This window comes from Bradyrhizobium semiaridum, assembly GCF_020329505.1.
Lineage (GTDB): Bacteria > Pseudomonadota > Alphaproteobacteria > Rhizobiales > Xanthobacteraceae > Bradyrhizobium > Bradyrhizobium semiaridum.
In genome coordinates this window covers 17,399-38,983 of the sequence record NZ_JAGKJJ010000004.1, presented here as the reverse complement: position 1 = coordinate 38,983, position 21,585 = coordinate 17,399, and the positions used below count along the sequence as shown (strand labels likewise).

General features: G+C 66.6%; 23 protein-coding genes. 12 read left to right on the top strand and 11 right to left on the bottom strand.

Annotation, left to right across the window (positions count from 1 at the left end; translation table 11 throughout):
- Positions 1–115: 115 nt before the first annotated feature.
- Positions 116–301 (bottom strand): hypothetical protein, encoded by a 186-nt coding sequence (locus tag J6500_RS06395; RefSeq protein WP_225711841.1) that lies wholly within the window; start codon positions 299–301, stop codon positions 116–118.
- A 175-nt stretch (positions 302–476) separates the two neighbouring features.
- Between J6500_RS06395 and J6500_RS06390 the strand changes: the two genes are divergently transcribed.
- Positions 477–1,205: a class I SAM-dependent methyltransferase gene (locus tag J6500_RS06390; protein ID WP_225711840.1), complete on the top strand. Its 729-nt coding sequence runs from the start codon at positions 477–479 to the stop codon at positions 1,203–1,205.
- A 2-nt stretch (positions 1,206–1,207) separates the two neighbouring features.
- Here the strand turns inward: J6500_RS06390 and J6500_RS06385 are convergent, their stop codons facing one another.
- Both J6500_RS06385 and J6500_RS06380 read right to left on the bottom strand, forming a co-directional pair.
- Positions 1,208–1,393: a hypothetical protein gene (locus J6500_RS06385; RefSeq protein WP_225711839.1), complete on the bottom strand. Its 186-nt coding sequence runs from the start codon at positions 1,391–1,393 to the stop codon at positions 1,208–1,210.
- A gap of 363 nt (positions 1,394–1,756) precedes the next feature.
- Positions 1,757–2,230, bottom strand: a complete 474-nt coding sequence (locus J6500_RS06380; protein ID WP_225711838.1) for a septal ring lytic transglycosylase RlpA family protein — start codon at positions 2,228–2,230, stop codon at positions 1,757–1,759.
- 884 nt (positions 2,231–3,114) lie between these two features.
- Between J6500_RS06380 and J6500_RS06375 the strand changes: the two genes are divergently transcribed.
- The gene (locus tag J6500_RS06375; protein WP_225711837.1) at positions 3,115–3,990 is read left to right on the top strand and encodes a hypothetical protein; all 876 of its coding nucleotides are present in this window, start codon (positions 3,115–3,117) and stop codon (positions 3,988–3,990) included.
- Positions 3,991–4,041: 51 nt separating this feature from the next.
- On the opposite strand, the gene J6500_RS06370 is transcribed toward J6500_RS06375, so the two are convergent.
- The gene (locus tag J6500_RS06370) at positions 4,042–4,671 is read right to left on the bottom strand and encodes a L,D-transpeptidase (protein ID WP_225711836.1); all 630 of its coding nucleotides are present in this window, start codon (positions 4,669–4,671) and stop codon (positions 4,042–4,044) included.
- 175 nt (positions 4,672–4,846) lie between these two features.
- Between J6500_RS06370 and J6500_RS06365 the strand changes: the two genes are divergently transcribed.
- Complete coding sequence (locus J6500_RS06365) at positions 4,847–5,227, top strand: hypothetical protein (RefSeq protein WP_225711835.1); 381 nt, start codon at positions 4,847–4,849, stop codon at positions 5,225–5,227.
- Positions 5,228–5,233: 6 nt separating this feature from the next.
- Here the strand turns inward: J6500_RS06365 and J6500_RS06360 are convergent, their stop codons facing one another.
- Together J6500_RS06360 and J6500_RS06355 are read right to left on the bottom strand one after the other, a co-directional pair.
- Positions 5,234–6,013 (bottom strand): SDR family NAD(P)-dependent oxidoreductase, encoded by a 780-nt coding sequence (locus J6500_RS06360; RefSeq protein ID WP_225711834.1) that lies wholly within the window; start codon positions 6,011–6,013, stop codon positions 5,234–5,236.
- A gap of 17 nt (positions 6,014–6,030) precedes the next feature.
- Positions 6,031–6,621 carry an NADPH-dependent FMN reductase gene (locus J6500_RS06355; protein WP_225711833.1) on the bottom strand — a complete coding sequence of 197 codons (591 nt, stop codon included), beginning with the start codon at positions 6,619–6,621 and terminating at the stop codon, positions 6,031–6,033.
- A 189-nt stretch (positions 6,622–6,810) separates the two neighbouring features.
- Between J6500_RS06355 and J6500_RS06350 the strand changes: the two genes are divergently transcribed.
- The 3 genes from J6500_RS06350 to J6500_RS06340 all read left to right on the top strand — a co-directional run bounded on the left by J6500_RS06350 (position 6,811) and on the right by J6500_RS06340 (position 9,800).
- Complete coding sequence (locus tag J6500_RS06350) at positions 6,811–7,050, top strand: hypothetical protein (protein WP_225711832.1); 240 nt, start codon at positions 6,811–6,813, stop codon at positions 7,048–7,050.
- A gap of 172 nt (positions 7,051–7,222) precedes the next feature.
- Positions 7,223–9,304, top strand: a complete 2,082-nt coding sequence (locus tag J6500_RS06345; protein WP_225711831.1) for a methyl-accepting chemotaxis protein — start codon at positions 7,223–7,225, stop codon at positions 9,302–9,304.
- Positions 9,305–9,551: 247 nt separating this feature from the next.
- Positions 9,552–9,800, top strand: coding sequence for a hypothetical protein (locus J6500_RS06340; protein WP_225711830.1), 249 nt, complete (start codon positions 9,552–9,554; stop codon positions 9,798–9,800).
- 235 nt (positions 9,801–10,035) lie between these two features.
- On the opposite strand, the gene J6500_RS06335 is transcribed toward J6500_RS06340, so the two are convergent.
- Entirely contained in the window at positions 10,036–10,911 is an 876-nt protein-coding gene (locus J6500_RS06335; protein ID WP_225711829.1) for an MBL fold metallo-hydrolase, read from the bottom strand.
- Positions 10,912–11,097: 186 nt separating this feature from the next.
- Between J6500_RS06335 and J6500_RS06330 the strand changes: the two genes are divergently transcribed.
- On the top strand, positions 11,098–11,730 hold the full coding sequence (locus J6500_RS06330; RefSeq protein ID WP_225711828.1) for a DapH/DapD/GlmU-related protein: 633 nt from the start codon (positions 11,098–11,100) through the stop codon (positions 11,728–11,730).
- 78 nt (positions 11,731–11,808) lie between these two features.
- Here the strand turns inward: J6500_RS06330 and J6500_RS06325 are convergent, their stop codons facing one another.
- A complete protein-coding gene (locus J6500_RS06325; RefSeq protein ID WP_225711827.1) occupies positions 11,809–13,431 on the bottom strand; it encodes an ABC-F family ATP-binding cassette domain-containing protein in 1,623 nt (540 codons plus the stop codon).
- Positions 13,432–13,594: 163 nt separating this feature from the next.
- Between J6500_RS06325 and J6500_RS06320 the strand changes: the two genes are divergently transcribed.
- A complete protein-coding gene (locus J6500_RS06320; RefSeq protein WP_225711826.1) occupies positions 13,595–14,038 on the top strand; it encodes a DMT family transporter in 444 nt (147 codons plus the stop codon).
- Positions 14,039–14,057: 19 nt separating this feature from the next.
- On the opposite strand, the gene J6500_RS06315 is transcribed toward J6500_RS06320, so the two are convergent.
- Positions 14,058–14,765: a hypothetical protein gene (locus J6500_RS06315; RefSeq protein WP_225711825.1), complete on the bottom strand. Its 708-nt coding sequence runs from the start codon at positions 14,763–14,765 to the stop codon at positions 14,058–14,060.
- 270 nt (positions 14,766–15,035) lie between these two features.
- Here J6500_RS06315 and J6500_RS06310 point away from each other — a divergent pair, with 270 nt between their 5' ends.
- The 4 genes from J6500_RS06310 to J6500_RS06295 all read left to right on the top strand — a co-directional run bounded on the left by J6500_RS06310 (position 15,036) and on the right by J6500_RS06295 (position 20,196).
- Positions 15,036–16,127, top strand: coding sequence for a hypothetical protein (locus J6500_RS06310; RefSeq protein WP_225711824.1), 1,092 nt, complete (start codon positions 15,036–15,038; stop codon positions 16,125–16,127).
- A gap of 150 nt (positions 16,128–16,277) precedes the next feature.
- Positions 16,278–19,052, top strand: a complete 2,775-nt coding sequence (locus J6500_RS06305; protein WP_225711823.1) for a xanthine dehydrogenase family protein molybdopterin-binding subunit — start codon at positions 16,278–16,280, stop codon at positions 19,050–19,052.
- Positions 19,049–19,573, top strand: coding sequence for a (2Fe-2S)-binding protein (locus J6500_RS06300; protein WP_225711822.1), 525 nt, complete (start codon positions 19,049–19,051; stop codon positions 19,571–19,573). The genes J6500_RS06305 and J6500_RS06300 overlap by 4 nt, the downstream gene beginning before the upstream one ends.
- Before the next feature lie 41 nt (positions 19,574–19,614).
- Positions 19,615–20,196: an Isoquinoline 1-oxidoreductase subunit gene (locus J6500_RS06295; RefSeq protein WP_376707760.1), complete on the top strand. Its 582-nt coding sequence runs from the start codon at positions 19,615–19,617 to the stop codon at positions 20,194–20,196.
- Positions 20,197–20,348: 152 nt separating this feature from the next.
- On the opposite strand, the gene J6500_RS06290 is transcribed toward J6500_RS06295, so the two are convergent.
- Both J6500_RS06290 and J6500_RS06285 read right to left on the bottom strand, forming a co-directional pair.
- Positions 20,349–20,498, bottom strand: a complete 150-nt coding sequence (locus tag J6500_RS06290) for a hypothetical protein (RefSeq protein WP_092086355.1) — start codon at positions 20,496–20,498, stop codon at positions 20,349–20,351.
- Positions 20,499–20,624: 126 nt separating this feature from the next.
- On the bottom strand, positions 20,625–21,443 hold the full coding sequence (locus J6500_RS06285) for a tetratricopeptide repeat protein (RefSeq protein ID WP_225711821.1): 819 nt from the start codon (positions 21,441–21,443) through the stop codon (positions 20,625–20,627).
- Positions 21,444–21,585 lie beyond the last annotated feature (142 nt).

Below are 21,585 nucleotides of genomic sequence, written 5' to 3'. Positions count from 1 at the left end.
ACGCCATAGAGTTCCCGCAATTTCCAGGGATGGCAAGCAGCCTCAGAAGGATCTCACGCCGAACGATCCGGCGGAGGCGTCCGCCGGATCGCGCCTCGTCGCCGTCTGCCGGTGTTCAGCCTTGATGCGGTCCGCGCATCATCTTGATGGCGTCCTCGATATGGCGCCAGTCGCGCGCTTCCTCCGCCTCGCCCTTGCTTTCGCAGGCCACGGCGTTCTGCGCGGCCTGGGCGATCGCCTGCAGGCCGTGCTTTTGCAGCATCTGCCGCGCGATGACGTGGATTTGCGTCTCGGCAATCATGGCGCTCTCCTCGACTGTGCAATGCCCGCAGGACAGCGTCGACGACGATCCTGCGGTCGTGCAGCAAAACGGCGGAACGCGATGTCTGGTTCCAGAGCCGCAGCGCAATCAGCGGTTCCCACGGGCCACTTCGGCAGCTACAGAGAATCGCGTACCTCCCGCATGGCGCTGTGACATGGCACAGAACATCTACGACGATCCCGGCTTCTTTGCCGGCTACAGCCAATTGCCGCGGCAGGTCCGCGGCCTCGTCGGCGCGCCTGAATGGCCGGCCATCCGCAGCATGCTGCCGGACGTCTCAGGTAAGCGCGTGGTCGACCTCGGTTGCGGCTTCGGCTGGGCCTCGCGCTGGATGCGCGAGCAAGGCGCCGCCTCCGTGCTCGGCCTCGATCTGTCGCAGAACATGATCGCACGGGCGAAGGAGATGACGCAGGATCCGGCGATCCGCTACGAGATCGCCGATCTCGAAACGCTGCAATTGCCGGAGGCCGCATTCGAGCTGGCCTACAGCGCCCTCGCTTTCCATTACATCAGGGATTTCGATCGCCTCGTGCGCATGCTGCATCGCGCGCTGGTCCCGGACGCCCATCTGGTCTTCACCATCGAGCATCCGGTCTACATGGCGGCCGCACATCCCGACTGGTTACAGGACAAAGACGGCCGCAAGACCTGGCCGGTCAACCGCTACTTCATCGAAGGCGAGCGGCGGACCGACTGGTACGTCCAGGGCGTCCTCAAATATCACCGCACCGTCGGCACGACGCTGAACGCGCTGATCGGCGCCGGTTTTGCACTCCGCCATGTCGAGGAATTTTCGCCGACCGCGGCGCAGATCGCCGCGATGCCGGCGCTGGCCGACGAGCTCGAACGCCCGATGATGCTGCTGATCTCGGCGCAACGCTAGCGCTACGCGGCGACACGCCCCGGCGTCGCCAGCAGTCCGTCAAAGTCTTCCGGCGCATAGGACTTGCCGTCATTGTCGGTGATGACGACCTGCCATCCCTCGCTGGCCCACACCCTTGCCTTGGCGACGATGAGCCAGGTGCTCTCTCGTTCGATTCTGACCGTCTCGTTGTCGCGTTCTGCGATCATCCTGTAGCCCAACGCTGCTTCCTCTTGTCGACTCCTGTCGTGCGCCGTCTGTTGGCAGCGCCGTTAGGCCGCAATTCGCCCGGAGCGTGACAATTTGGTGAAGCGTTCTACGTGAGCCGCGCGAGATTCGGGGCGCCGCGGATTTACCGCCGGAAGCCCAAAAAGAAAAACCCCGCCTTCGGCGCGACGAAGGCGGGGAAGGTTCATTGGGTTGAAATCCACGCGCGGTGAGCGCGGGGAAGTAGCAGCGATGATTCTAGGTGGACCGGCTGCGCCGACAACAGGATTAAAGCGCTGAATGGCCCGGGACTTTTTCCCGATCAAGCCGGCAAAAATCCCGCCGCCCGTCCCGCGCGATGCACTTCACTGCACGACATCCAGCCTGACATTGGCGATGCCCTTGCCGATCATGCCGAGCTCATGCGCCGCCGAATACGAGACGTCGACGATACGTCCGGGCACGTAGGGTCCGCGGTCGTTGACGCGCACCGTCACCGAGCGGCCGCTCTTGACGTCGGTGACGCGCAGCTTGGTGCCGAACGGTAACGTCGGATGCGCGGCGGTCAGCTCGCGCCCATCGAACTTCTCGCCGCTCGCGGTCGGCTGCGCTTCGCTGTAGAAGCTTGCGACCCCGTGCGAGGCGACCTTGGTCTCGCCGGCCGTCTTACGCGACGCATAGGGCGTGTGCCTCTGCGCGACCGCGACACGTGCGCGCGCCGGGGCGGCGCGTGCCGGCTCGATCGAGGCGGTCCGGCTCGCCAGCGCCTGCGAGCGCTCGCTAAGGCCTGAGGATTGCGCGCAGGCCGCAAGCGACCCGGCGCCGATGAACAGCGCCAACAGGCGAAGCGTCGTTCGCGTCCGATCGGAAGAGACCGGGTACGCAACGACAACTGCGCCGCACCTGATGCCGACGTTCGAAGGTACAGCCCCGTCGCATGACATGTTGCATCCCCAAGCCGCAGCCCCCAGCCAAAGCCGAAAATCCAACACCGCCTATCAGCCGAATCCAATCGGGGCGGAACGGTGGCGCGTTTCAGCAAGATGCAACCTGCGCGCGCGAATTTCCGCGCGGTGTGCTGATTTGGCCACAACCGGCGTGTCGCGGATCGGTGCCGTCCGAGTTCCCGACGCCCCTCAGGGATTGGTTTGCTCAACCTGCTCGGTGTCATCGCCCGGCTTGATGTTCAGCCCGGGCGATCCAGTATTCCAGAGACAGTCGTTGAGCAGATGGGCCGCAGCGCCCGGTCCATGTGCGCAATTGCGCACAGCCGGGCGATGACAGCGGTGGGTGAGGACAAAGCTTCACATCCTCTCACGATGACCGGGCATGCTCCCGGAGGTTTGTTCCCGAAACACCCCAACCTCTCCACCCTCTCGCCTTGCTTTGGTCAAACCGGACTGGAGTCGTGGGACAAGGCCAGGAGTCGACAGGTACGAGAATTCGCCGGCCGCCATTTGCGGTTTGACGCTGGACCTGAAAACGGGGACCGCTCATGCAAGCTACAGTTTCGATGAAAGACGCAGATCCGCACGATATTTTCGCGATAGAGCCCAGCTTCGCCCCAGCGCGCCCTGAACAGGCAGCGCCAACGCTCGCGCCCGCCGGCACTGCGGAGCACCGAGAACCCTATTTCGGCCCGAGCCAGACCGCTGCGCCGCCGCCGCCGGTCTCAGCGCCGGCAGCAATTGCGCCGCCGCCACCGGCCCCGTCGGTCGCCCCGATGTATCGCGCCAGCGCGCCCCATGACGTCAGGCTCGACGACATCAAGCTCGACCGCGTGCCGCCATCCACCAACAAATGGGCGATCCGCATTTTCTGGTTCCTGTTCGCGATCCTCAGCGCGATGGGCGCTGCGGCGTGGCAGCATTACGGTGACCGCACCAAGCAGCTGGCCGCCGAGTGGATGCCACAGGTGACGCAGCTGACATCGCAACTGTCGTCGCTGATCCCGAGCAAGGAGGCGCCGGCCGCCGACCAGGCAAGCCAGCCGGCTTCACAAGCCGCTGCCGCCGAGCAGCCCGCGGAAGCGGCAACGCCGGCGGTTGCCCAAGCGCAGGACGTCGCGGCAGCAGCCCCGGCTGCGCCCGCAGCGGCACCGGTCACTTCCTCGACCGCGGTCGCATCGGCGCCACCCACAGCGCCGGTTGCGGCCGTCGTTTCACCTGAGCAGTCGCAACTGCTGCAGTCGATGGCGCACGATCTGGCCTCGGTCGGACAGCAGATCGAGCAACTGAAGGCGAGCATCGATCAGCTCAAGGCCAGCCAGGAACAACTGGCGCAGCGCGTTGCAAGGGCGACCGAGACCAGGGCTGTCGAGCCGCGCCCTGCTCCGCCGCGGCCGCGCGCCGCGACGCCATCGCCGGCCTCAGTGCCGCATGCGACTGCGGTTCCGCCGCCGGTCCGTCGGCCGGCACAGGCCTACGTGCCGCCGCCACCGTCCGCGGCACCGGCCACAACCCTGCCGCCACGCACGTCATCGGCACTGCCGCCACCGACGACAGCGGCGCCGATGCCGCTGCCATCGCAGCAGCAATCCAATGTTGTCGACGCTGATGACGGCGGCCCCGTGGTGCGGCCGCCCATGCCGGTGCGGTGAGAAGCGAGGGCGGATGAGCGCTAGGCTGATCCGCCCTACGCTGTCCGGACCTTACGCGCTCTGCCCCGGCGGCAATACGACCACCACGGCGCCCGGCTTGACCCGCTGATAGAGGTCGATGACATCGGCATTGGTCATGCGGATGCAGCCCGACGAGATCGCCTGCCCGATATATTCGGGCTGGTTGGTGCCGTGGATGCGGTACAGCGTGTCCTTGTTGCCCTGGTAGAGGTAGATGCCGCGGGCGCCGAGCGGATTGGCCGGCCCGCCGGCAACCCGCGCCGGATACGGCCCGAGCCGCTCCTGAATGTCCTTGGTCGGAACCCAGTCCGGCCACTCCGCCAGCCGGCCGACGGTGGCGACGCCGGAGAAGGCCATCGCCTCCTCGCCCACGGCGACCCCGTAACGGATCGCCTTGCCGCCCGGCAGCACGTAGTAGAGATAGCGCTTGTCGGTATCGACCAAGATCGAGCCGGGCTGCTCCCGGCGGGTATAGTCGACGATGTGACGCTGATACTGCTGCGGGATCGCGGCTTCCTTGTATGGCGCATGCGCCAACAATTGCCGATCACGCGGCGTCATCGCGGCATCCGTCACCGGCGACAGCGTCGCCTGCATACAGCCGCCAAGTGCAAGCGTTCCCACCAGCACCGCGGCAAGCCCCAACTTCGACACGATCATTCTCCCCTGCGTCAACTTGTACCACATGCTGCCGAAATCGTGCAGAAATCGTGGCAGAGGCGCCTGGAACACGTCTGTTTGATCGGTTCTTTCCGCGAGTGTGTCCTGACGGTTGCAGTCGGTTCCCTCGGACGCTAGCCTTGCGGAAAATAGTCAAAGCTCGGGAGGACTTCGAATGCGTTATGCTCTGGTGGCGGCAGGCCTGATTGTCGCGGCAACGCCGGCCCATGCCGACCCACGCGCGGCCTATGTCACCATGGTGCTGCAGGCGTTCGCCGCCAAGGTCGAATGCCCCGGCACCGATCTCGTCTATCAGGACCTCGTGCAGAAGGCGCAGGAGATGAAGCTGCCCGACGGCACCACCGAGCAGGTGCGCAAGGCGATCGCCTATCTGCACACCGGCGGCAAGATGGGCGAGAAGCAGTCCGACGAATTGATGACCGAAGTCGCGATCGCGACCCAGTCGACCGACCTCGACCAGCGCCGCCAAGGCATGCAGACCTGGTGCAAGGACCAGAAGTCGCGGCTCGCGGGCTACATCAGGTCCAAGGAATAATCCTTATTAGAACTCCGGCGGCGCGAACCAGTTGGTCAGCGACAGCCCGCCATCGATCACGATCGACGCCCCGGTGACATAGCCGGAGAGCTTGTGCGACAGCACGGCGAGCGCCATCGGCGCGAGGTCGTCCGCCTGGCCGAGCCGGCCGAGCGGAATGTGCCGCGCGAGCGCGGGATCGGCGACGAAGCCGCCGGCCGCGATCGCGCCGGGCACCAGCGCGTTGACGCGGATGCCGTAGCGGCCCCAGCTTTTCGCGAGCTCCTTCACCAGCATCGCCATGCCGGCCTTCGCCGTCGAGTAATGCGGCAGGTTGCGCGGCGTGCCGGCGTGCAGCGAGGTCAGCAGCAGGAACGAGCCCGGCATCTTCGCCGCGATCAGGCGGCGTGCAAGCTCGCGCGACAGATGAAAGCCGGCCTCGAGATTGACCGCGTGCATCTGCCGCCAAATCTCGTCGTCGACGGCCATGGCGTGGTCGGCCTCGCGGCGTGGCGGCGAGGCGCTGTGAACGAAATGCGTCACCTGCCCTAGCGCCGATTGCGCGTCCGCCAGCAGCGCATCGCAGGCATCGCGACGCGCGAGATCGCCGATCCAGGGCACCGCAAGCTCGGGACGCGGCGCGGCCTTGATCGCAGCCAAAACCCTGTCCTCGTGCAGGTCCGCGAACACGGTGCGGACGCCCTCGCCGACCAGGGCCTGCGCGATGGCGCGGCCGATGCCGTTGCCGGCGCCGGTCACCAGCGCGGCTTCGCATGCGGGATCGAAGGGAGAACTGAACATGCTCATATCGCGCGGCCTCGTGGTCAGTAGGGCGGCGCCTTGCGCGCCCGCTGCGCGCTGGCGGCTTCCATCCACCAGGCGAAATCATCGGCAAATCGCGGGAAGGCGCGCTCCAGCGACTTGCCGGCCTCGCCGATCGGCTTACCGTCCTCCGATAAGGTCTGCGCGATCGGCCCGGCGCCGATCGTGCTCGACACCACCACCATGCCCATTTCCGAGAGCGTGCCGTGCCAGGCGGTCGCGGCACGCGCGCCGGCGAAGCGGCCGGCCGAATAGCTCGCGATCGCGGCGGGACGCCAGAACCATTCCTCGAGGAAATGGTCGGTGAGGTTCTTCAGCCCGGGCTGGATGCCCCAATTGTACTCGCCGGTGACGAACAGGAAGCCGTCGGCGCCGCGGATCTTGCCGGCCAGGGTTTCCAGCGCCGCCGGCGCCTGCCCCTTGGGATATTCCTTGTACATCCGGTCGAGCATCGGCAGGCCGACCTGCTTGGCGTCGATCAGCTCGACATCGTCGCCGCGCGCGCGAAAACCGTCGACCACGAAATGCGCGAGGCGGATGCCCATGCGGTCGGAGCGGTAGGAGCCGTAGAGAACGAGAATGCGGTGGGTCATGATGACCGATCCTAGCATTCCGCGGCGGCAGCGTCCTGCGGCGCAGCGCGCGGGAAGTCACAGTCGTTAACCGCCCGCGCCGCCTGTTGTCGGCGCATTAAGCAATTGGTCGATGGTGCTCCGGCATGGCGCAAAATCGCCAAATTCCTTTCCTGGATATCGGATCGCTTCGAGAAAGGAGAACCCGACATGCAAATCGCAAGGCTGGTTTTCGCAGGCGCGCTCGCGGCGATGACCGTCGTTGCCGCCCCTGCGCTGGCGAAGAGTTCCGACCGGCAGAAGACCGACGACAAATCCGCCACCACCTCCGTGGGCTGCCAGGCCTACCAGCAGGCCGCCGACGGCACCTGGACCCAGCTGCCCTGCGGCGAGGCGGGCTCGAGCGCAGCTACCCAGCGCAGTTCGGCCAAGGGCGCGGATGCGCGCTGAGCGCTCGGGAGCGTTCCGCCCTGCTGGCACGCCTGGCGGCCGCTTCCGAACCGGCTTCGACTTTCGGACGGCCCTGGCAAAACGCCACCGCGCGGCATCGTAAACCCTCGCTTAATGCGCACCCTGTACGAGTGGGGCCCAATCCTCTCTCGTCCAGAATGGCGCGCATCACATGAAAATCGGCACTCTCCTGACCGCGGCGATCGTCTCCCTGTCCGCGGTCGGCGGCGGACTCGCGGCCTATGTCGCGGTGACCAAGTACGAGACGATGGACAAGATCTCGACTGCGCAGAGCCGGCTCGAGATCGTGCGCGCCGTCGGCGACATCCCGCGCTACATGAATTCCGAGCGCGGCATGGCCACCAATTTGCTGTTCCAGAGCGGCACGATCGAGCAGACGCAGATCGCCGATCTCGACAGGCTGCGCGCGCTGACCGACGGCGCGCTCGCCAGGGTCAACCAGGTCCGCGCCGGCCTGCCTGGCGCACTCGACGACGGCGCTGCGGTGGCCAGCGCCATCGATGCGCTGAAGGCGAAGTTCACCGCGCTGCGCGAGGCGATCGCGACCGCCATCGCGGGTCCGGTCGATGGCCGCCGACCGGCGGCCACCAGGATCGTCGCCGACAATTCCGTGTTCAACGCCGGCGTCACCACGCTGCTCGACGAGCAGGTACGCCGGCTGGCCGGCCTCGACGGCAATGCCTATCGCCAGGCCAGCTACGCCAACGTCGCCTGGACGCTGCGCGACATCGGCGGCCACAATGCCAGCCTGCACAAGGCGCTGGTCGGCGCCAAGCGCCCCGCAACCGAGCAGGAGAAGCAGGACCTGTTCCGCAGCACCGGCAAGACCGAGCAGATCCTGTCGACGCTGCAGGAGCTACGCAACAATCCGGCGACCTCGGCCAACGTGCTCTCCGCCCTCGGCAAGATGCAGGCCGACTATGTCGAGCGGTTCGGCAAGGCGCTGAAGCTCGGCAAGGAAGGCGCCGTTTCGGGCAAATACGAGATGGACGTCGAGACCTATTACACGGAATCACAGGTCGGCCTCGCCTCGATCATCGGCGTGCGCGACGCCTTCTACGAGAACGCCGAGCAAGGGCTCGGTGCGGCCTATTCGTCGGCGCGCTTCAGCTTCCTGGTGGCGCTGACCGGACTGATCGCCGTGATCGCGCTGAGCGCAGGCCTCATCATCATGGTCCGCCGCCGCATCCTCAATCCGATCGCGGCATTGACCGGCCGCATGTCGCGCCTCGCCGCCGGCGACGTCGCCGAGGAAATTCCCGGCGCCGACCGTAACGACGAGATCGGCGCGATGGCTGCCGCAGTGCAAGTGTTCAAGGACAACCGGATCGAGGCCGATCGCCTCGCTGCCGAGAAGGAGGCCGAGAACGACATCAAGATGCGCCGCGCCCGCGTGCTCGACGACCTCACCCGCAGCTTCGAGATCAAGGTCACCGAGCTGGTCGGCGGCCTCTCCGCTGCATCGGGGGTGATGGAGCAGACCGCGCAGACGATGTCGGCGACCGCGGCCGCCACCAACCGCCAGGCCTCGGTGGTTGCCGCAGCCTCGGAGCAGACTTCGACCAACGTGCAGACGGTGGCGAGCGCGACCGAGGAGCTGACCTCCTCGATCTCCGAGATCGCGCGCCAGGTCTCGACCTCGACCGAGATCGCCGCCCGCGCCGTCGATCATGCCCGCCGCACCGGCGACACCGCCCGCTCGCTCGCCGAAGGCGCGCAGAAGATCGGCGACGTCGTGACGCTGATCCAGTCGATCGCCGCCCAAACCAATCTGCTCGCGCTCAACGCCACCATCGAGGCTGCCCGCGCCGGCGAGGCCGGCCGCGGCTTTGCGGTGGTCGCCTCCGAGGTGAAGTCGCTCGCCGGCCAGACCGCCAAGGCCACCACCGAAATCTCCGAGCAGATCACTGCGATCCAGACCGCCAGCGACGAGACCGTGACGGCGATCAGGAACGTCGTCGACGTCATCACCGAGATCGACCAGATCGGCACCGCGATCGCGGCGGCAATCGAGGAACAGGGCTCGGCCACCAAGGAGATCTCGCGCAGCGTCCAGGAAGCCGCGCGCGGCACCCAGGAGGTCAATTCCAACATCTCCGGCGTGCAGCGCGCCGCCGACGACACCGGCGCCGCCGCAACCCAGGTGCTCGGCGCCGCCGAGCAGCTCGCGACGCAGTCGAAGGATCTCGCCGGCCAGGTCAACCGCTTCCTGTCCGACGTGCGGGCGGCGTAATCGAGCGTAGCACGCTCTCGTGGTCGCAGGCCTCATAGGCCCTCTCGGTGGCGAACCCGCGCACGCCTTGGCGTGCCGGCGTCTCGAATCCCATTTTGCGCGTGTCCCCGATTTTGTTCCGCAGCGCACGCGGAATTTCCCGCGGCAGGTCGTGCTATTTTATCGCCAAAATCCGCCACGGGAACTTGATCGGACCAAGAATCCGATATCCAATCCGCAGCACTGTTTGGTTCAGGGAGACACCCAGATGAAGCGGATTTTCTTGGCGGCCGTCATCGCGACCTTCGCCGCCGGCTCGGCATTTGCGCAGGACGCCTCCTGCGAGACCAAGGCCGTCGGCAAGGACGGCAAGCCGCTGGCCGGCGCGGCCAAAACCTCGTTCATGAAGAAGTGCACCACGGACGCCTGCGCATCCAAGGCTGTGAGCGCCGACGGCAAGAAGCTCTCCGGCGCCGCAAAGACCTCGTTCATGAAGAAGTGCCAGAGCGGCGCCTGATCCCGGCGCCAGCCTCACGACCTCGATCCCGGCACGCCGTCGGGCCGCGCAAGCGCGGCTCGAGCCGCGGCGATTGATCGGCGCTCGACGGTCGATGAAACATTCCGAAACATTCGGACCGGCTGATAACGCCGCCTGGAGCATGATCCGGAAAGTGTGAAGCGGTTTTTCGAAAAGATCATGCGCAAACAACGAGCTAAAGCGCGATGACGATTCAACCCAATCTCATCGCGCTTTAGTCGCGCTTGAAGCGATAGTCGAAGCGGTCGCCATCCGCCTTGATCAGGCCGACGGTCGGCGTCGGGAAATGGATCGGCAGGATCAGCGTGTCGGTCTCGGCGACCGAGGCAAAGAATTTCCGCCGCGACACCGCCGACTCTTTCGGATCCCAATCCGGTTTGGCCGACCATTCCACCTCGCGGCACTGGATCACGTGATGCATCAGGTCGCCGGCGACCACGGCGCGCTGGCCCTTCGAGAAGATATTGACGCAGCAGTGACAGGGCGAATGGCCCGGCGTCGGCGTCAGCGTGACGGTGTCGTCGAGCGCATAGTCGTCGTCGACCAGCAGCGCCTGCCCGGCCTCGACGATCGGCAGGCAATTGTCACGAAACACCGTGCCTGGCGGATTGGCGCCCTTGGCGTGCTCGGCCTCCCAGGCGGCATATTCGCGCTTGTGGAAGACGTATTTCGCATTCGGAAAGGTCGGCACCCAGCGGCCGTCGCGCAAGGTCGTGTTCCAGCCGGTGTGGTCGATATGCAGATGGGTGCAGAACACGTAGTCGATCTGCTCGAAGGAGACGCCGAGCGCGAACAGCTCGTTGCGCCAGCGCTCCTTGCCCGGGAAGTCGAACGGCGGTGGATGGCCCTTGTGCTCGCCGGTGCAGGTGTCGACCAGGATGGTGTAGCGCGGCGTGCGCACCACGAAGGTCTGGTAGGTGATCACCATCATGCCGCTGATGGCATCGAACACCTCGGGCTCCATCGTCTTCAGGTGATGCTTGAAGACGGCGTCGTCATAGGCCGGGAAGAAATCCTGCGGCCGCCGCCACGGCCCCTCGCGTTCGATCACCGCGTCGATCGTGATGTCGCCGATCCTGATCTGCTTCATGGCCGTTTCGCTCCCGTTTTTTGACAAAGCTAACGGGCGGCTCAGCGCGCCACAAGGCGAGCGCCACGTGGCGTGCCATGCGCCATTGCATTGCTGGGCGGGATGCGAGCCGCCGCGGTTTATCCGGACGCCGCACGTGCTATACGCACGCCGGCTGCAACCGGCCGCCGGACCAGGGACATTCATATGACTGACACGAAGCCGCCTCACCCCAAGCTCGCCGAAACCGTCATCGCGCCGACGGTCAAGCTGCGCGAGGTCTCGGTCGGCCGCTGCTGCGAAATCCTCGGCGACACCGCGATGGAATACACCGAGCTCGGCGATTTTTCTTACCTCGCCAGCGGCTGCATCGTCGCGGACGCAAAGATCGGCAAGTTTTGCGCGATCGCGGCCAATGTGCGGATCGGCGCGCCCAATCATCCGCTCGAGCGCCCGTCGCAGCATCGCTTCACCTACTGCCCCGAATATTACACGGCCTCGGCGCAGCGCGATCACGCCTTCTTCAGCGACCGGCGCGCCGATCGCGTCGTGATCGGCAACGACGTCTGGATCGGCCACGGCGTCATCGTGCTGCCCGGCGTCACCGTCGGCGACGGCGCCGTGCTTGCCGCCGGCGCGGTGGTCTCGCGCAACGTCGCCCCCTACACCATCGTCGGCGGCGTGCCGGCGCGGCCGATCAAGGAACGTTTCAACCGCCGCATCGCCGCCCAACTTGCGCAGATCGCGTGGTGGAATTGGCCGCCCGAAACCATATGGGAGCGCCTGCCCGAATTCCAGTCCGGAGACGTCGAGAGCTTCTGCGCACGCTGGAGCGCGTGAGCGCGGCCCGCTTGGGTTGTGCGGATAGACTCTCCCGGATTACGCTTCGCTGCATCCGGGCTACGAAGGCGCGCTCCCCTAGTTCCGCAATCCCGGCGCCTCCTGCCCGGTGCGGGCGACGTATTCGGTGTAGCCGCCGCCATATTGGTGGATGCCGTCGGGCGTCAGCTCCAGCACGCGGTTGGAGAGCGCGGCGAGAAAATGCCGGTCGTGCGACACGAACAGCATGGTGCCCTCGAACTCCGAAAGCGCATTGATCAGCATCTCCTTGGTGGCGAGGTCGAGATGGTTGGTCGGCTCGTCCAGCACCAGAAAGTTCGGCGGGTCGAACAGCATCTTCGCCATCACGAGGCGCGCCTTCTCGCCGCCTGACAGCACCCGGCACTTCTTCTCGACATCGTCGCCGGAGAAGCCGAAGCAGCCGGCGAGCGCGCGCAAGCTGCCCTGCCCGGCCTGCGGGAAGGCGTCCTCCAGCGACTGGAACACGGTGCGCTCGCCGTCGAGCAGGTCCATCGCGTGCTGGGCGAAATAGCCCATCTTGACGCTGCCGCCGATCGCGACTGAACCGTCATCGGGCTCGGCCGAACCGGCCACCAGCTTGAGTAAGGTCGACTTGCCGGCGCCGTTGACGCCCATCACGCACCAGCGCTCCTTGCGGCGGATCATGAAGTCGAGGCCGTCATAGATCCGCTTGCTGCCATAGGCCTTGTGCACGTTCTTCAGGCTGGCGACATCCTCGCCGGAGCGCGGCGCCGGCTGGAACTCGAACGCCACGGTCTGCCGCCGCCGCGGCGGCTCGACGCGCTCGATCTTGTCGAGCTTCTTGACCCGGCTCTGCACCTGCGCGGCATGCGAGGCGCGCGCCTTGAAGCGCTCGATGAACTTGATCTCCTTGGCCAGCATCGCCTGCTGCCGCTCGAACTGCGCCTGCTGCTGCTTGTCGGACAGTGCGCGCTGCTGCTCGTAGAATTCGTAATTGCCCGAGTAGGTGGTGAGCTGGCCGGCGTCGATCTCGACCACCTTGTTGATGATGCGGTTGATGAACTCGCGGTCGTGCGAGGTCATCAGCAGCGCGCCCTCATAGCCCTTCAGGAACTGCTCGAGCCAGATCAGGCTTTCGAGATCGAGATGGTTGCTCGGCTCGTCGAGCAGCATCACGTCTGGCCGCATCAGGAGGATGCGCGCCAGCGCGACGCGCATCTTCCAGCCGCCGGAGAGTTTGCCGACGTCGCCGTCCATCATCTCCTGGCTGAAGCCGAGGCCTGCGAGGGCCTCGCGCGCGCGGCCGTCCAGCGCGTAGCCGTCGAGTTCCTCGAAGCGGTGCTGCACCTCGCCATAGCGCGCGATGATATCGTCCATCTCGTCGGCCTTGTCGGGGTCGGCCATCGCGGCCTCGAGTTCCCGAAGCTCGGCAGCGACGACGCTGACCGGCCCAGCCCCGTCCATCACCTCGGCGACCGCACTGCGGCCGCTCATCTCGCCGACGTCCTGGCTGAAATAGCCGATCGAGACGCCGCGGTCGACCGAGACCTGGCCCTCATCGGGGATCTCCTGCCCCGAGATCATCCGGAAAAGCGTGGTCTTGCCAGCGCCGTTCGGGCCGACCAGGCCGATCTTCTCGCCCTTCTGGAGCGCCGCGGAGGCTTCGATGAAGAGGATCTGGTGGCCGACTTGCTTGGAGACGTTATCGAGGCGGATCATGCGGCTGCTTGAGAAAACGGAGAATTTGCGGGCCTCTTAGTCGATCCGGAGCCTTGGTGGAAGGGCGTTCCCTGCGTTTCGCGACATGGGCGCATGCAGGCGTCTTATTGCCAAGCGAATGTGACCGGGAATACTTCGGCGGTCGATTTCTTTGGGGCGTCACATGCAAGCCTGGCTTCTCTATCTGCTCGCGCTCGGTGCGGGCATTGCCGTCGCAGTCCAGCAGGTCCTGAACGGCAATCTGCGCTCCGCTTTGAATTCGCCGGGCTGGGCCGGATTCATCAGCTATCTCGGCGGCCTCCTGACGATGGCGGTCGTGCTGGTCGCGACCCGCGAGCCGGTGCCGTCATGGAAGCTGGTCACGGCCGTGCCGTGGTGGGCCTGGAGCGGCGGCATTCTGGGCGGCGTGTTCATCCTGCTGATGATCCTGCTGCTGCCCTCGCTCGGCGCCGCCACCCTGCTGGCGCTGGTGGTCGGCGGCCAGATGCTGGCCGGCGTAGCGATGGATCATTTCGGCGTCTTCGGGCTGCCGCCGCATCCGGTGTCGGTGTCGCGACTGGCCGGCATCGCGCTGGTGATCGGCGGCGTTCTGCTGATCAAGGATTGAGTCCGGCCCGCGGGCCCAATCAAACGGTCCGCATCAACCGCAGCGTCGCCACCAGGCGCAGGCTGCGCTTGCCGGCCAGCGCAATGCCCTCGAGCTCGGCGCGGTCGCCGGAGCAGGTGCCGCTGAAGCCGATGCCGACCTCATGGCCGCCGAACACCGGGTTCTCGCCCTTGGCCGGCGTGTGTTCCTGATTGATGATCTCGCCCTTCCAGCGGCCGTCCGCGGACGAATACGAGCCGAGATAATAAAAGTAAGCGTCGCCGCCGAGGATACGTCCGTCCAGCAGCAGCATGACGCCGGAGAGGCCGGCATCGACGCCGTCGAGCGCACGGGTGTGCATCGCATAAAGCCCGTTGACGATGCCGTCGGGCCCGACCGTGCCGCGCGGCGGCAGGGCCTGATCGTCGAGCGGCGCGAGGTTGGCCCAGAACACGCCGTCCGGCATCGCATCCGCCCGGCCCTCCATCAGGATGGTCGAGCCTTCGGTCCGGCCGCGCGCCTTGATGACGGTGACATCGGCGCCCATCAGCGGCTTGTAATGCGGATCGTCATTGTGCCGTTCGGTGATCACCTCGGCGGCAATCTCGCCGCCGCCGATTTCCTGATAGGTGCCGAGATGGGCGAACGCCGAATTGCCGCCCAGCATCCGGCCGTCATGCATGCACATGATGCTGCGGCCGAATGCGCCGTTGATGCCGTACTCGACCTTGTAAAGTCCGTTCAGCAACGCAAAAAATCCAATAAATGAAACGAGTCCTCATGCGGCATAGCATCGGCGCCACGCCCGCGCCATTGCGTCTTTTGGCGCAGTCGCGTCCGCAATGTCCGGGAGTGGACACGGCCCGATTCGTCCCTTAGCTGTAGGCGCGCCCGCCCCCTTTTTCATGCCGCGTCGCGCGGGCCGTCCATCCAGTTGCAATTTGCGTCAAATCCCGCGCGCCCGCTAACGCCACGGCGATGTGCGTCCGGCTCCATGAGAGGCTTCGAGGAGCACAATATGACCGCTCGTTTTCGCCTGGCCGTTGCCGCGACCCTGCTGCTCGGCAGCAGCGGTGCCGCACTGGCGCAGGCCCTGCCTGATTACATGGGACCGATTTCCGGCAAGACCGCATCGACGGCGGCTGACGTCGCCACCAAGGACATGCTGGCGCTGAACACCGGCATGTTCGAGCTCTACGGCGATGCCGCGCGGATCTTCCAGAAGAACATCCTCGACAAGCATCCGGTGATCCTCGGTCTGTTCTCCGGCGCCGGCGGCCGGCTGATCCTGTACCGGCCGGGCAAGCCGCCGACCGAGGCTCCGCAGGTGCCGATCGTCTATCAGTTGCTCAAGTCGGTGGGCCACAGCACGATGGCGCTGGCCGAGGTGGTCGGTCCCTATGTCGACAATGCCGACGACAAGTCGTGGCGCGGCTCGATGGCGGCCTATCGCAGCCGGATGCAGTCGGCGCTCGACGGGCTCGACAAGACGCCGATGCAGGCCGACTGGCGCGACAACAACCGCGCCATCCTGCAGAACAACCTCGCCTTCATGGACGAGTGCCTCGCCGCCGGCGCAATTCCCTTTGCCAGGCTCGAGGCGTTCGGCAAGCAACAGGCGCCGCTGCTGGCCAGGAACGTCGCCTGGGCGGCGCAGACTCAGGTCGCGCATTGGATGACCGTGATGGCGGACTGGAAGAGCCAGCTCGGCGCCGACTGGGACAAGACCTATGCCGCCAGCAACACCATCTATGTGGCGCGGCAGAACAACGTGATCTTCAGCGTGCTGGCGCAGTTCTTCGGCCCCGAGGCCATCAACTCCCGCCTGATGCTGATCGAGACGATCTCCTTCACCACGACGCCGCAGGACATGCTGGAGTCGCTGACCCGGATCATCGCCGACCGCTCGGTCGGCGCGCTGTTTTTCGGCAGCTATCATCTGATGGACTTTGAGCTGATGGGAGGCGACGCGCGCGAGGCGATCATCGCCGAGACCAGGAAGCGCGGCATGACGCCGTTCCTGCCGCCGCTAGTGCCGTTCGGCTCCAAGCAGTGGCCGACGCTGGTCACGCCGGGGCCGGGACCGGCGTCGATCGCCGACCTCAAGTGAGGCGGCGCTGAGCTCAAGTAAGGCAGCGCCGACCACCCATCGTAGGCGTTGCGAATCATGGCGGCTTTGCCGCAACACTGCGGCGTGTGTCGTGGCGTGCGATAAACCCCGGCGCGACACGCGGTTGAAGCGTTGATGAGGGATCAGGGCATGCGGCCTTCGCGACGCGAATTCGTGAAGTGGTTGTCGGCGGGCGGCATCTCGGTCAGCCTGTCGCAGCTTGCGCTTGCGCAGCGACCGGAGTTCGCGAGCCGCGAGACCTTGCCCGGCCGCGGCCAATTCAATCCCGCCGCCTACGGCGCCGGCCGCGTCGACGGCGTCGCCAAGGTCACCGGCGCGAAGCTCTACGCGTCCGATTTCCGCGCCGCTGACATGCCGGGCTGGCCGGCGACCACCTCGCACGCCATCCTGGTCCGCGCCAATGACGCGACCCATGTCTATGCCGGCATGGACCTCGCGCGCCTCGACGGCGCGACCAAGCCTTCGGTCATCGTCACCGCTGCCGATCTCGACCGGATCGGCACGCGCGTTCCGACGTTTTACACCGGCGACCTGTTCTGCCCGGTCGGCAAGACCCCGATCTATCTCGGGCAGCCGGTGGCGCTGCTGATCTTCGAGCAGTTCGACGCCTTCGACCGCGCGCGCATGGCGCTGCGCGACGGCACCTTCGTCAAGTTCGGCGACGAGACCGGCCCGGTGACGCTGCCGGACTATGGCGCCTATCGCTTCACCCGCGTGGCCGGCGCCACGCCCGACGCGCCCGATGTCTATTCGCCCATCATGGCCGGCTGGGTGTCGCCGAGCCGCATCCAGAACGCGCCGCTGCCGGTCTGGCTGCCGCTCGCCAAGGAGACCAAGCCCGACTACGCCAAGGCCGCGACCTATGGCGAAGCGATCCGTGCCGAGTTCGCGAAGGACGATCCGTCCCAGCTCGTCCTCGACCGCGAGTTCGAGACCCAGTCGGTCGATCCGATGTTCCTCGAACCGGAGAGCGGGCTCGCCTGGTACGACGGCAAAAGCGGCAATCTGGAGCTGGTGCTCGGCGTGCAGTCGCCCTATGAGGCGATCGAGTCGATCGCGCATCTACTCGGCAAGGCGCGCGCCCCGTTCAGGCCGGCGCACATCAACGCCCAGTTCGCCCATGTCGGCGGCGGCTTTGGCGGCCGCGATCATACCCCGTTCATCCTCTATGTCGCGCTGTGCGCGATGTTCTTCCCGGGCAAGCCGGTGCGGCTAGCGCACGACCGCTACCAGCAGTTCCAGGCCGGCATCAAACGCCACCCGTTCAAGATGCGCTCGCGGATCGGGATCGATCGCAAGAGCGGCAAGATCACCGCGTTCGCCGCCGACCATGTGCTCGACGGCGGCGGCCTCGCCAACTTCTCCGCCAATGTCGCGACGGTCGGCGCGACCGCTGCGATCGGCATCTACGACATCCCGAAGGTCGACGTCACCACGGTCGCGCTGCATTCGCGCGGTGTCACCGCGGGCTCGATGCGCGGCTACGGCACGCTGCAGACCATGACCGCGCTCGAAGTGCTGATCGACGAAGCGGCCAGCGAGCTCAAGGTCGACCCGGTCGCCTTCCGCCGCAACAACGCGCTGAAGCAGACCGGCCGGACCATGACCGGCAATCCCTACATCGTGTCGGTGCGCACGCCCGAGATCCTCGACAAGCTCGAGCAGCATCCGATCTGGCAGCAGCGCGCCACGTTCAGGCAGAACGCGCCGGAAGGACGGCTGGTCGGTACCGGGCTTGCCTGCGTCACCAAGGATTACGGCGCCGGCGCGGACTGCTCGCTCGGCCGGGTCGAGATCGATCCCGAGGGACGGATCGCGATCCATTGCGACCACGTCGAAATGGGCAACGGCATCGGCACCGCGCTCGCCAACCGCGTCGCCGGCCATCTCGGCGGCATCGCCGACGAGGTCGCTGTGTCCCGCGTCGACAGTTACGACGCGCTCGGGCTCGTCACTTCCGGCGATCCCTACACGATGGATCAGAAGACCCAGGACCTCGCCGAGAAGAACCCGCGCTGGGTGCCGGCGATCAGCTCGCCGACCAGCGCCTCGATCGGCGCCCATGTCGGCACCCATTCGTCGGCCGAGGCCGCCCGCATCATCTTCCGCTTCGGCCTGTGGCCGGCGGCGCTCGAGCTCTGGCGCATTGGCAAGGCCGATCCCCGCGCGGGCCAGTGGGACAAGGCACGCTGGAACGACGGACAACTCACGCTCGATAATCTGGCGCCGCTGCCGCTGGCAAAACTCGCCGCGACCGCGCATGCGGGCAACCTCGTCACCGGCGCGATCGCGCACAGTTTCTCGCGCTGGGCGTGGTCGCGGGCGCGCTTTCCGCTGTTCGGCGAACAGTACCGCGCCGAGATCGACGCGCTGGCGATCCGCCGCGGCCGCAGCGACTTCGAGCGGATCGACCGCGTCAGCGTCAAGTTTCCGCCGACCGACAACAACCGGATCGGCACCGCCTACACCTCGATGTGCGGCACGCTGGTGCGGGTCGAGATCGAGCGCGCCAGCGGGACGCTCCGCATTGCCAAGGCCTACAGCGTGTTCGAATGCGGCCAGGCGCTGGTGCCCGAAGTGGTGCTGGGCCAGTCGCATGGCGGCTTCGCCATGGGCGTCGGCTACGCGCTGCTGGAAGCCCTGCCGCCGTATGAAGGCGGCCCCGGCAACGGGCAATGGAATCTCGGCCAGTACCTGGTTGCGCGCGGCTCCGATCTGCCGCTGCGCGACCTCGAGATCGAGATGCTGCCGCCGCTGACGGCGGACGAGCCGCCCAAGGGCATGGCCGAGGTGGTGATGATCCCGATCGTGCCGGCGCTGCTCAACGCCATCTTCGATGCCACCGGCAAGCGATTCCGCTCGCTGCCGGTGACGACAAGCCTGCTCAAGGGAGCGCTGACGTGACGACGCTCAGCCTGACCATCAACGGCCGAAAGCACGGCCCGTTCGATGTGCGTGACGACCTCACCATGAACGATTTCCTGCGCGAGACGCTTGGCATGACCGGCACCAAGTTCGGCTGCGGCGCCGCGCAATGCCTGAGCTGCGCCATCATCGTCGACAATCCCGATGGCACCAGCTACACCAGCCCGACCTGCATCGTCTCCGCCGTGACCTTTCACGACAAGACGATCCGCACCGTCGAGGGCCACGCCAAGGACGGCGAGCTCTCCGCGCTGCAAAAGGCCTTCGTCGCGCATTTCGCGTTCCAGTGCGGCTACTGCACGGCGGGTTTCCTCAACGAGAGCCAGGTGCTGCTCGAACGCCTCGCGCGCGCACCGGTGCCGCGCGACGACCTCGAGCAGACCATTGCCGATGCGCTCGACGGTCATCTCTGCCGCTGCACCGGCTACATCAAGTATCACGAGGCGGTGCGCGACGTGATCCTCGCCGACGCCAAGCGCTATCTGATCGCCAACAAATGAGCGCGATGATGTCGGAGGCGAAGTTTCGGATCATTGTGGGGATGACGGCGCTCGCGGCCAGCCTGTGCGCCGGCTATGCGGCGTCGGAGACCGCGAGCCACGCCCTCGCCGCGCCGGAAAGTTTTACTGCGATCAGCGATACCGAGAAGCGCTCGGCAGCGATCTTCACCGAGCTCGGCAAGGTGCTGACGCATCCGCGCTGCACCAACTGCCACCCCGCCGGCGACACTCCGCGCCAGGGCGATGTCAGCCGCATCCACCAGCCGCCGGTGACGCGCAGCGCCGACGGCCACGGCAGCCCGACGATGCGCTGCGCGACCTGTCACCAGCACGGCAATTTCGAGCCCGGCCGCGTCCCCGGTCATCCGGAATGGCATCTCGCGCCGCGCGAGATGACGTGGGCCGGCAAGACCATCGGCGAAATCTGCGAGCAGATCCGCGATCCCGCGCGCAATGGCGGCCGCAAGGTCGAGGAGCTGATCGAGCATATCGGCAAGGACACGCTGGTGGGCTGGGCCTGGTATCCCGGCTTCGGCCGCTCACCCGCGCCGGGTACCCAGGCGCAGGCCGGCGCGCTGGTCGAAGCCTGGGTCAAAACGGGCGCAGCCTGCCCCGCGCCGTAGACCGCGGCCGCCAGCTCCTGCGGATTTCGGAATAATGGAAGATTACGCCTGAGTTGCCCGACGTGTCAAGGGTCTTGCTCAGGTGCCGGCGACCGCCGGCTCCTTTGCATGGGGTTGTTTTCGCCATTTTGGCAGCGGGCCCGCGCTGCGCCCTAGTGCCGCTTGAAATACTGCACGTCGCGCTCGTGCTTCTCTGCCGCCGCGCGTGACTTGAAGGTGCCGAGATTGCGCCGCTTGCCGGTCTTCGGATTGACCTTGCGGGAATACAGGCGGTACTCGCCGGAACTGAGCTTGCGGATCATGACGTTGCCTCTCCGATCGCGTTCGTCTGTCAACGATCCGACACGGCGAGCGTTCCAGTCGGTGACGGAGGTGGGGCAGCAGGTCCGCTGCACCCCTCCCGCTAAATCACTTCCAGTGCCGCTGTGCTAGAAGCAGAGATCGGTCACCGCATTGCCGCGCTTGTCCTTGATCACGAGCGGGCAGCGTGCCCGCGCCAGCGCCTTCTTGGCGTCCTCGTCGCCGAGCGCCGCGGCGCGCTCGTAGTAGCCTTTGGCCGCATCGCTGTCCTTCGGCCCACCGCGGCCGGCCTGTGCGAAGGCGCCCATCCGCTCCAGCGCGCCGGGATGGTTCTGCGCCGCGGCCTTCTCGAACAGCGCGCGCGCCGCAACGTCGTCCTGCGCGCCGCCCTTGCCTTCCGCCAGCATCATGCCGAGCTGGTATTGCGCCTCGGCATTGGTCTCGGCAGCCTTGGCCAGCAGGTCGCGCGCCCGCGCCGGATCGGAGGCAGTGCTGCCGCCGAGCGCCGCGAGGTTGCTGACGCCGCGCGCATTGCCGGCCTGCGCCGCGCGCTCGAACAGTTTGCGCGCCTGCGCTTCGTCCTTGGCGACGCCGGCGCCGGTGCCGTAGAGCACGCCGAGTTCGACCATCGCCGAGGTCGAGCCCTTGTCGGCCGCCTTGCGCCAGGCGGCGGCCGCTTCCGCGGCCTGCCGGTTGGCGGCGTAGGCGCGGCCGAGCTGATACATCGCCCGGCGCGACGACTTGGCCGCCACCGCGCAATATTTGATCGCAGTCGCGATGTCGGACGATGCGATCTCCGGCACGCCTTTCACGTCGGCCGGCTTGTCGGGATCGGACGGATCGGCCGCGACGCGGTCGCACAGCACGAGGTCGGCCGATTGCGCATGCGCCACCGCGGGCGCGACCAGGACGACGGCAACGATGATGGCTTGGAACGGTTTCATCATGCGCGGCAGGTTGCGTCGCGGTGCCGGCAGATTCAAGGCTCGACGTGACCTCATCGGACGACAGTAATGCAGCAGTCTGTCGGCGGGCTCAGTGCGTTGCGAGGCCGTCATGCGGCCGGCGCCCTGAGCACGGCGCGCTATT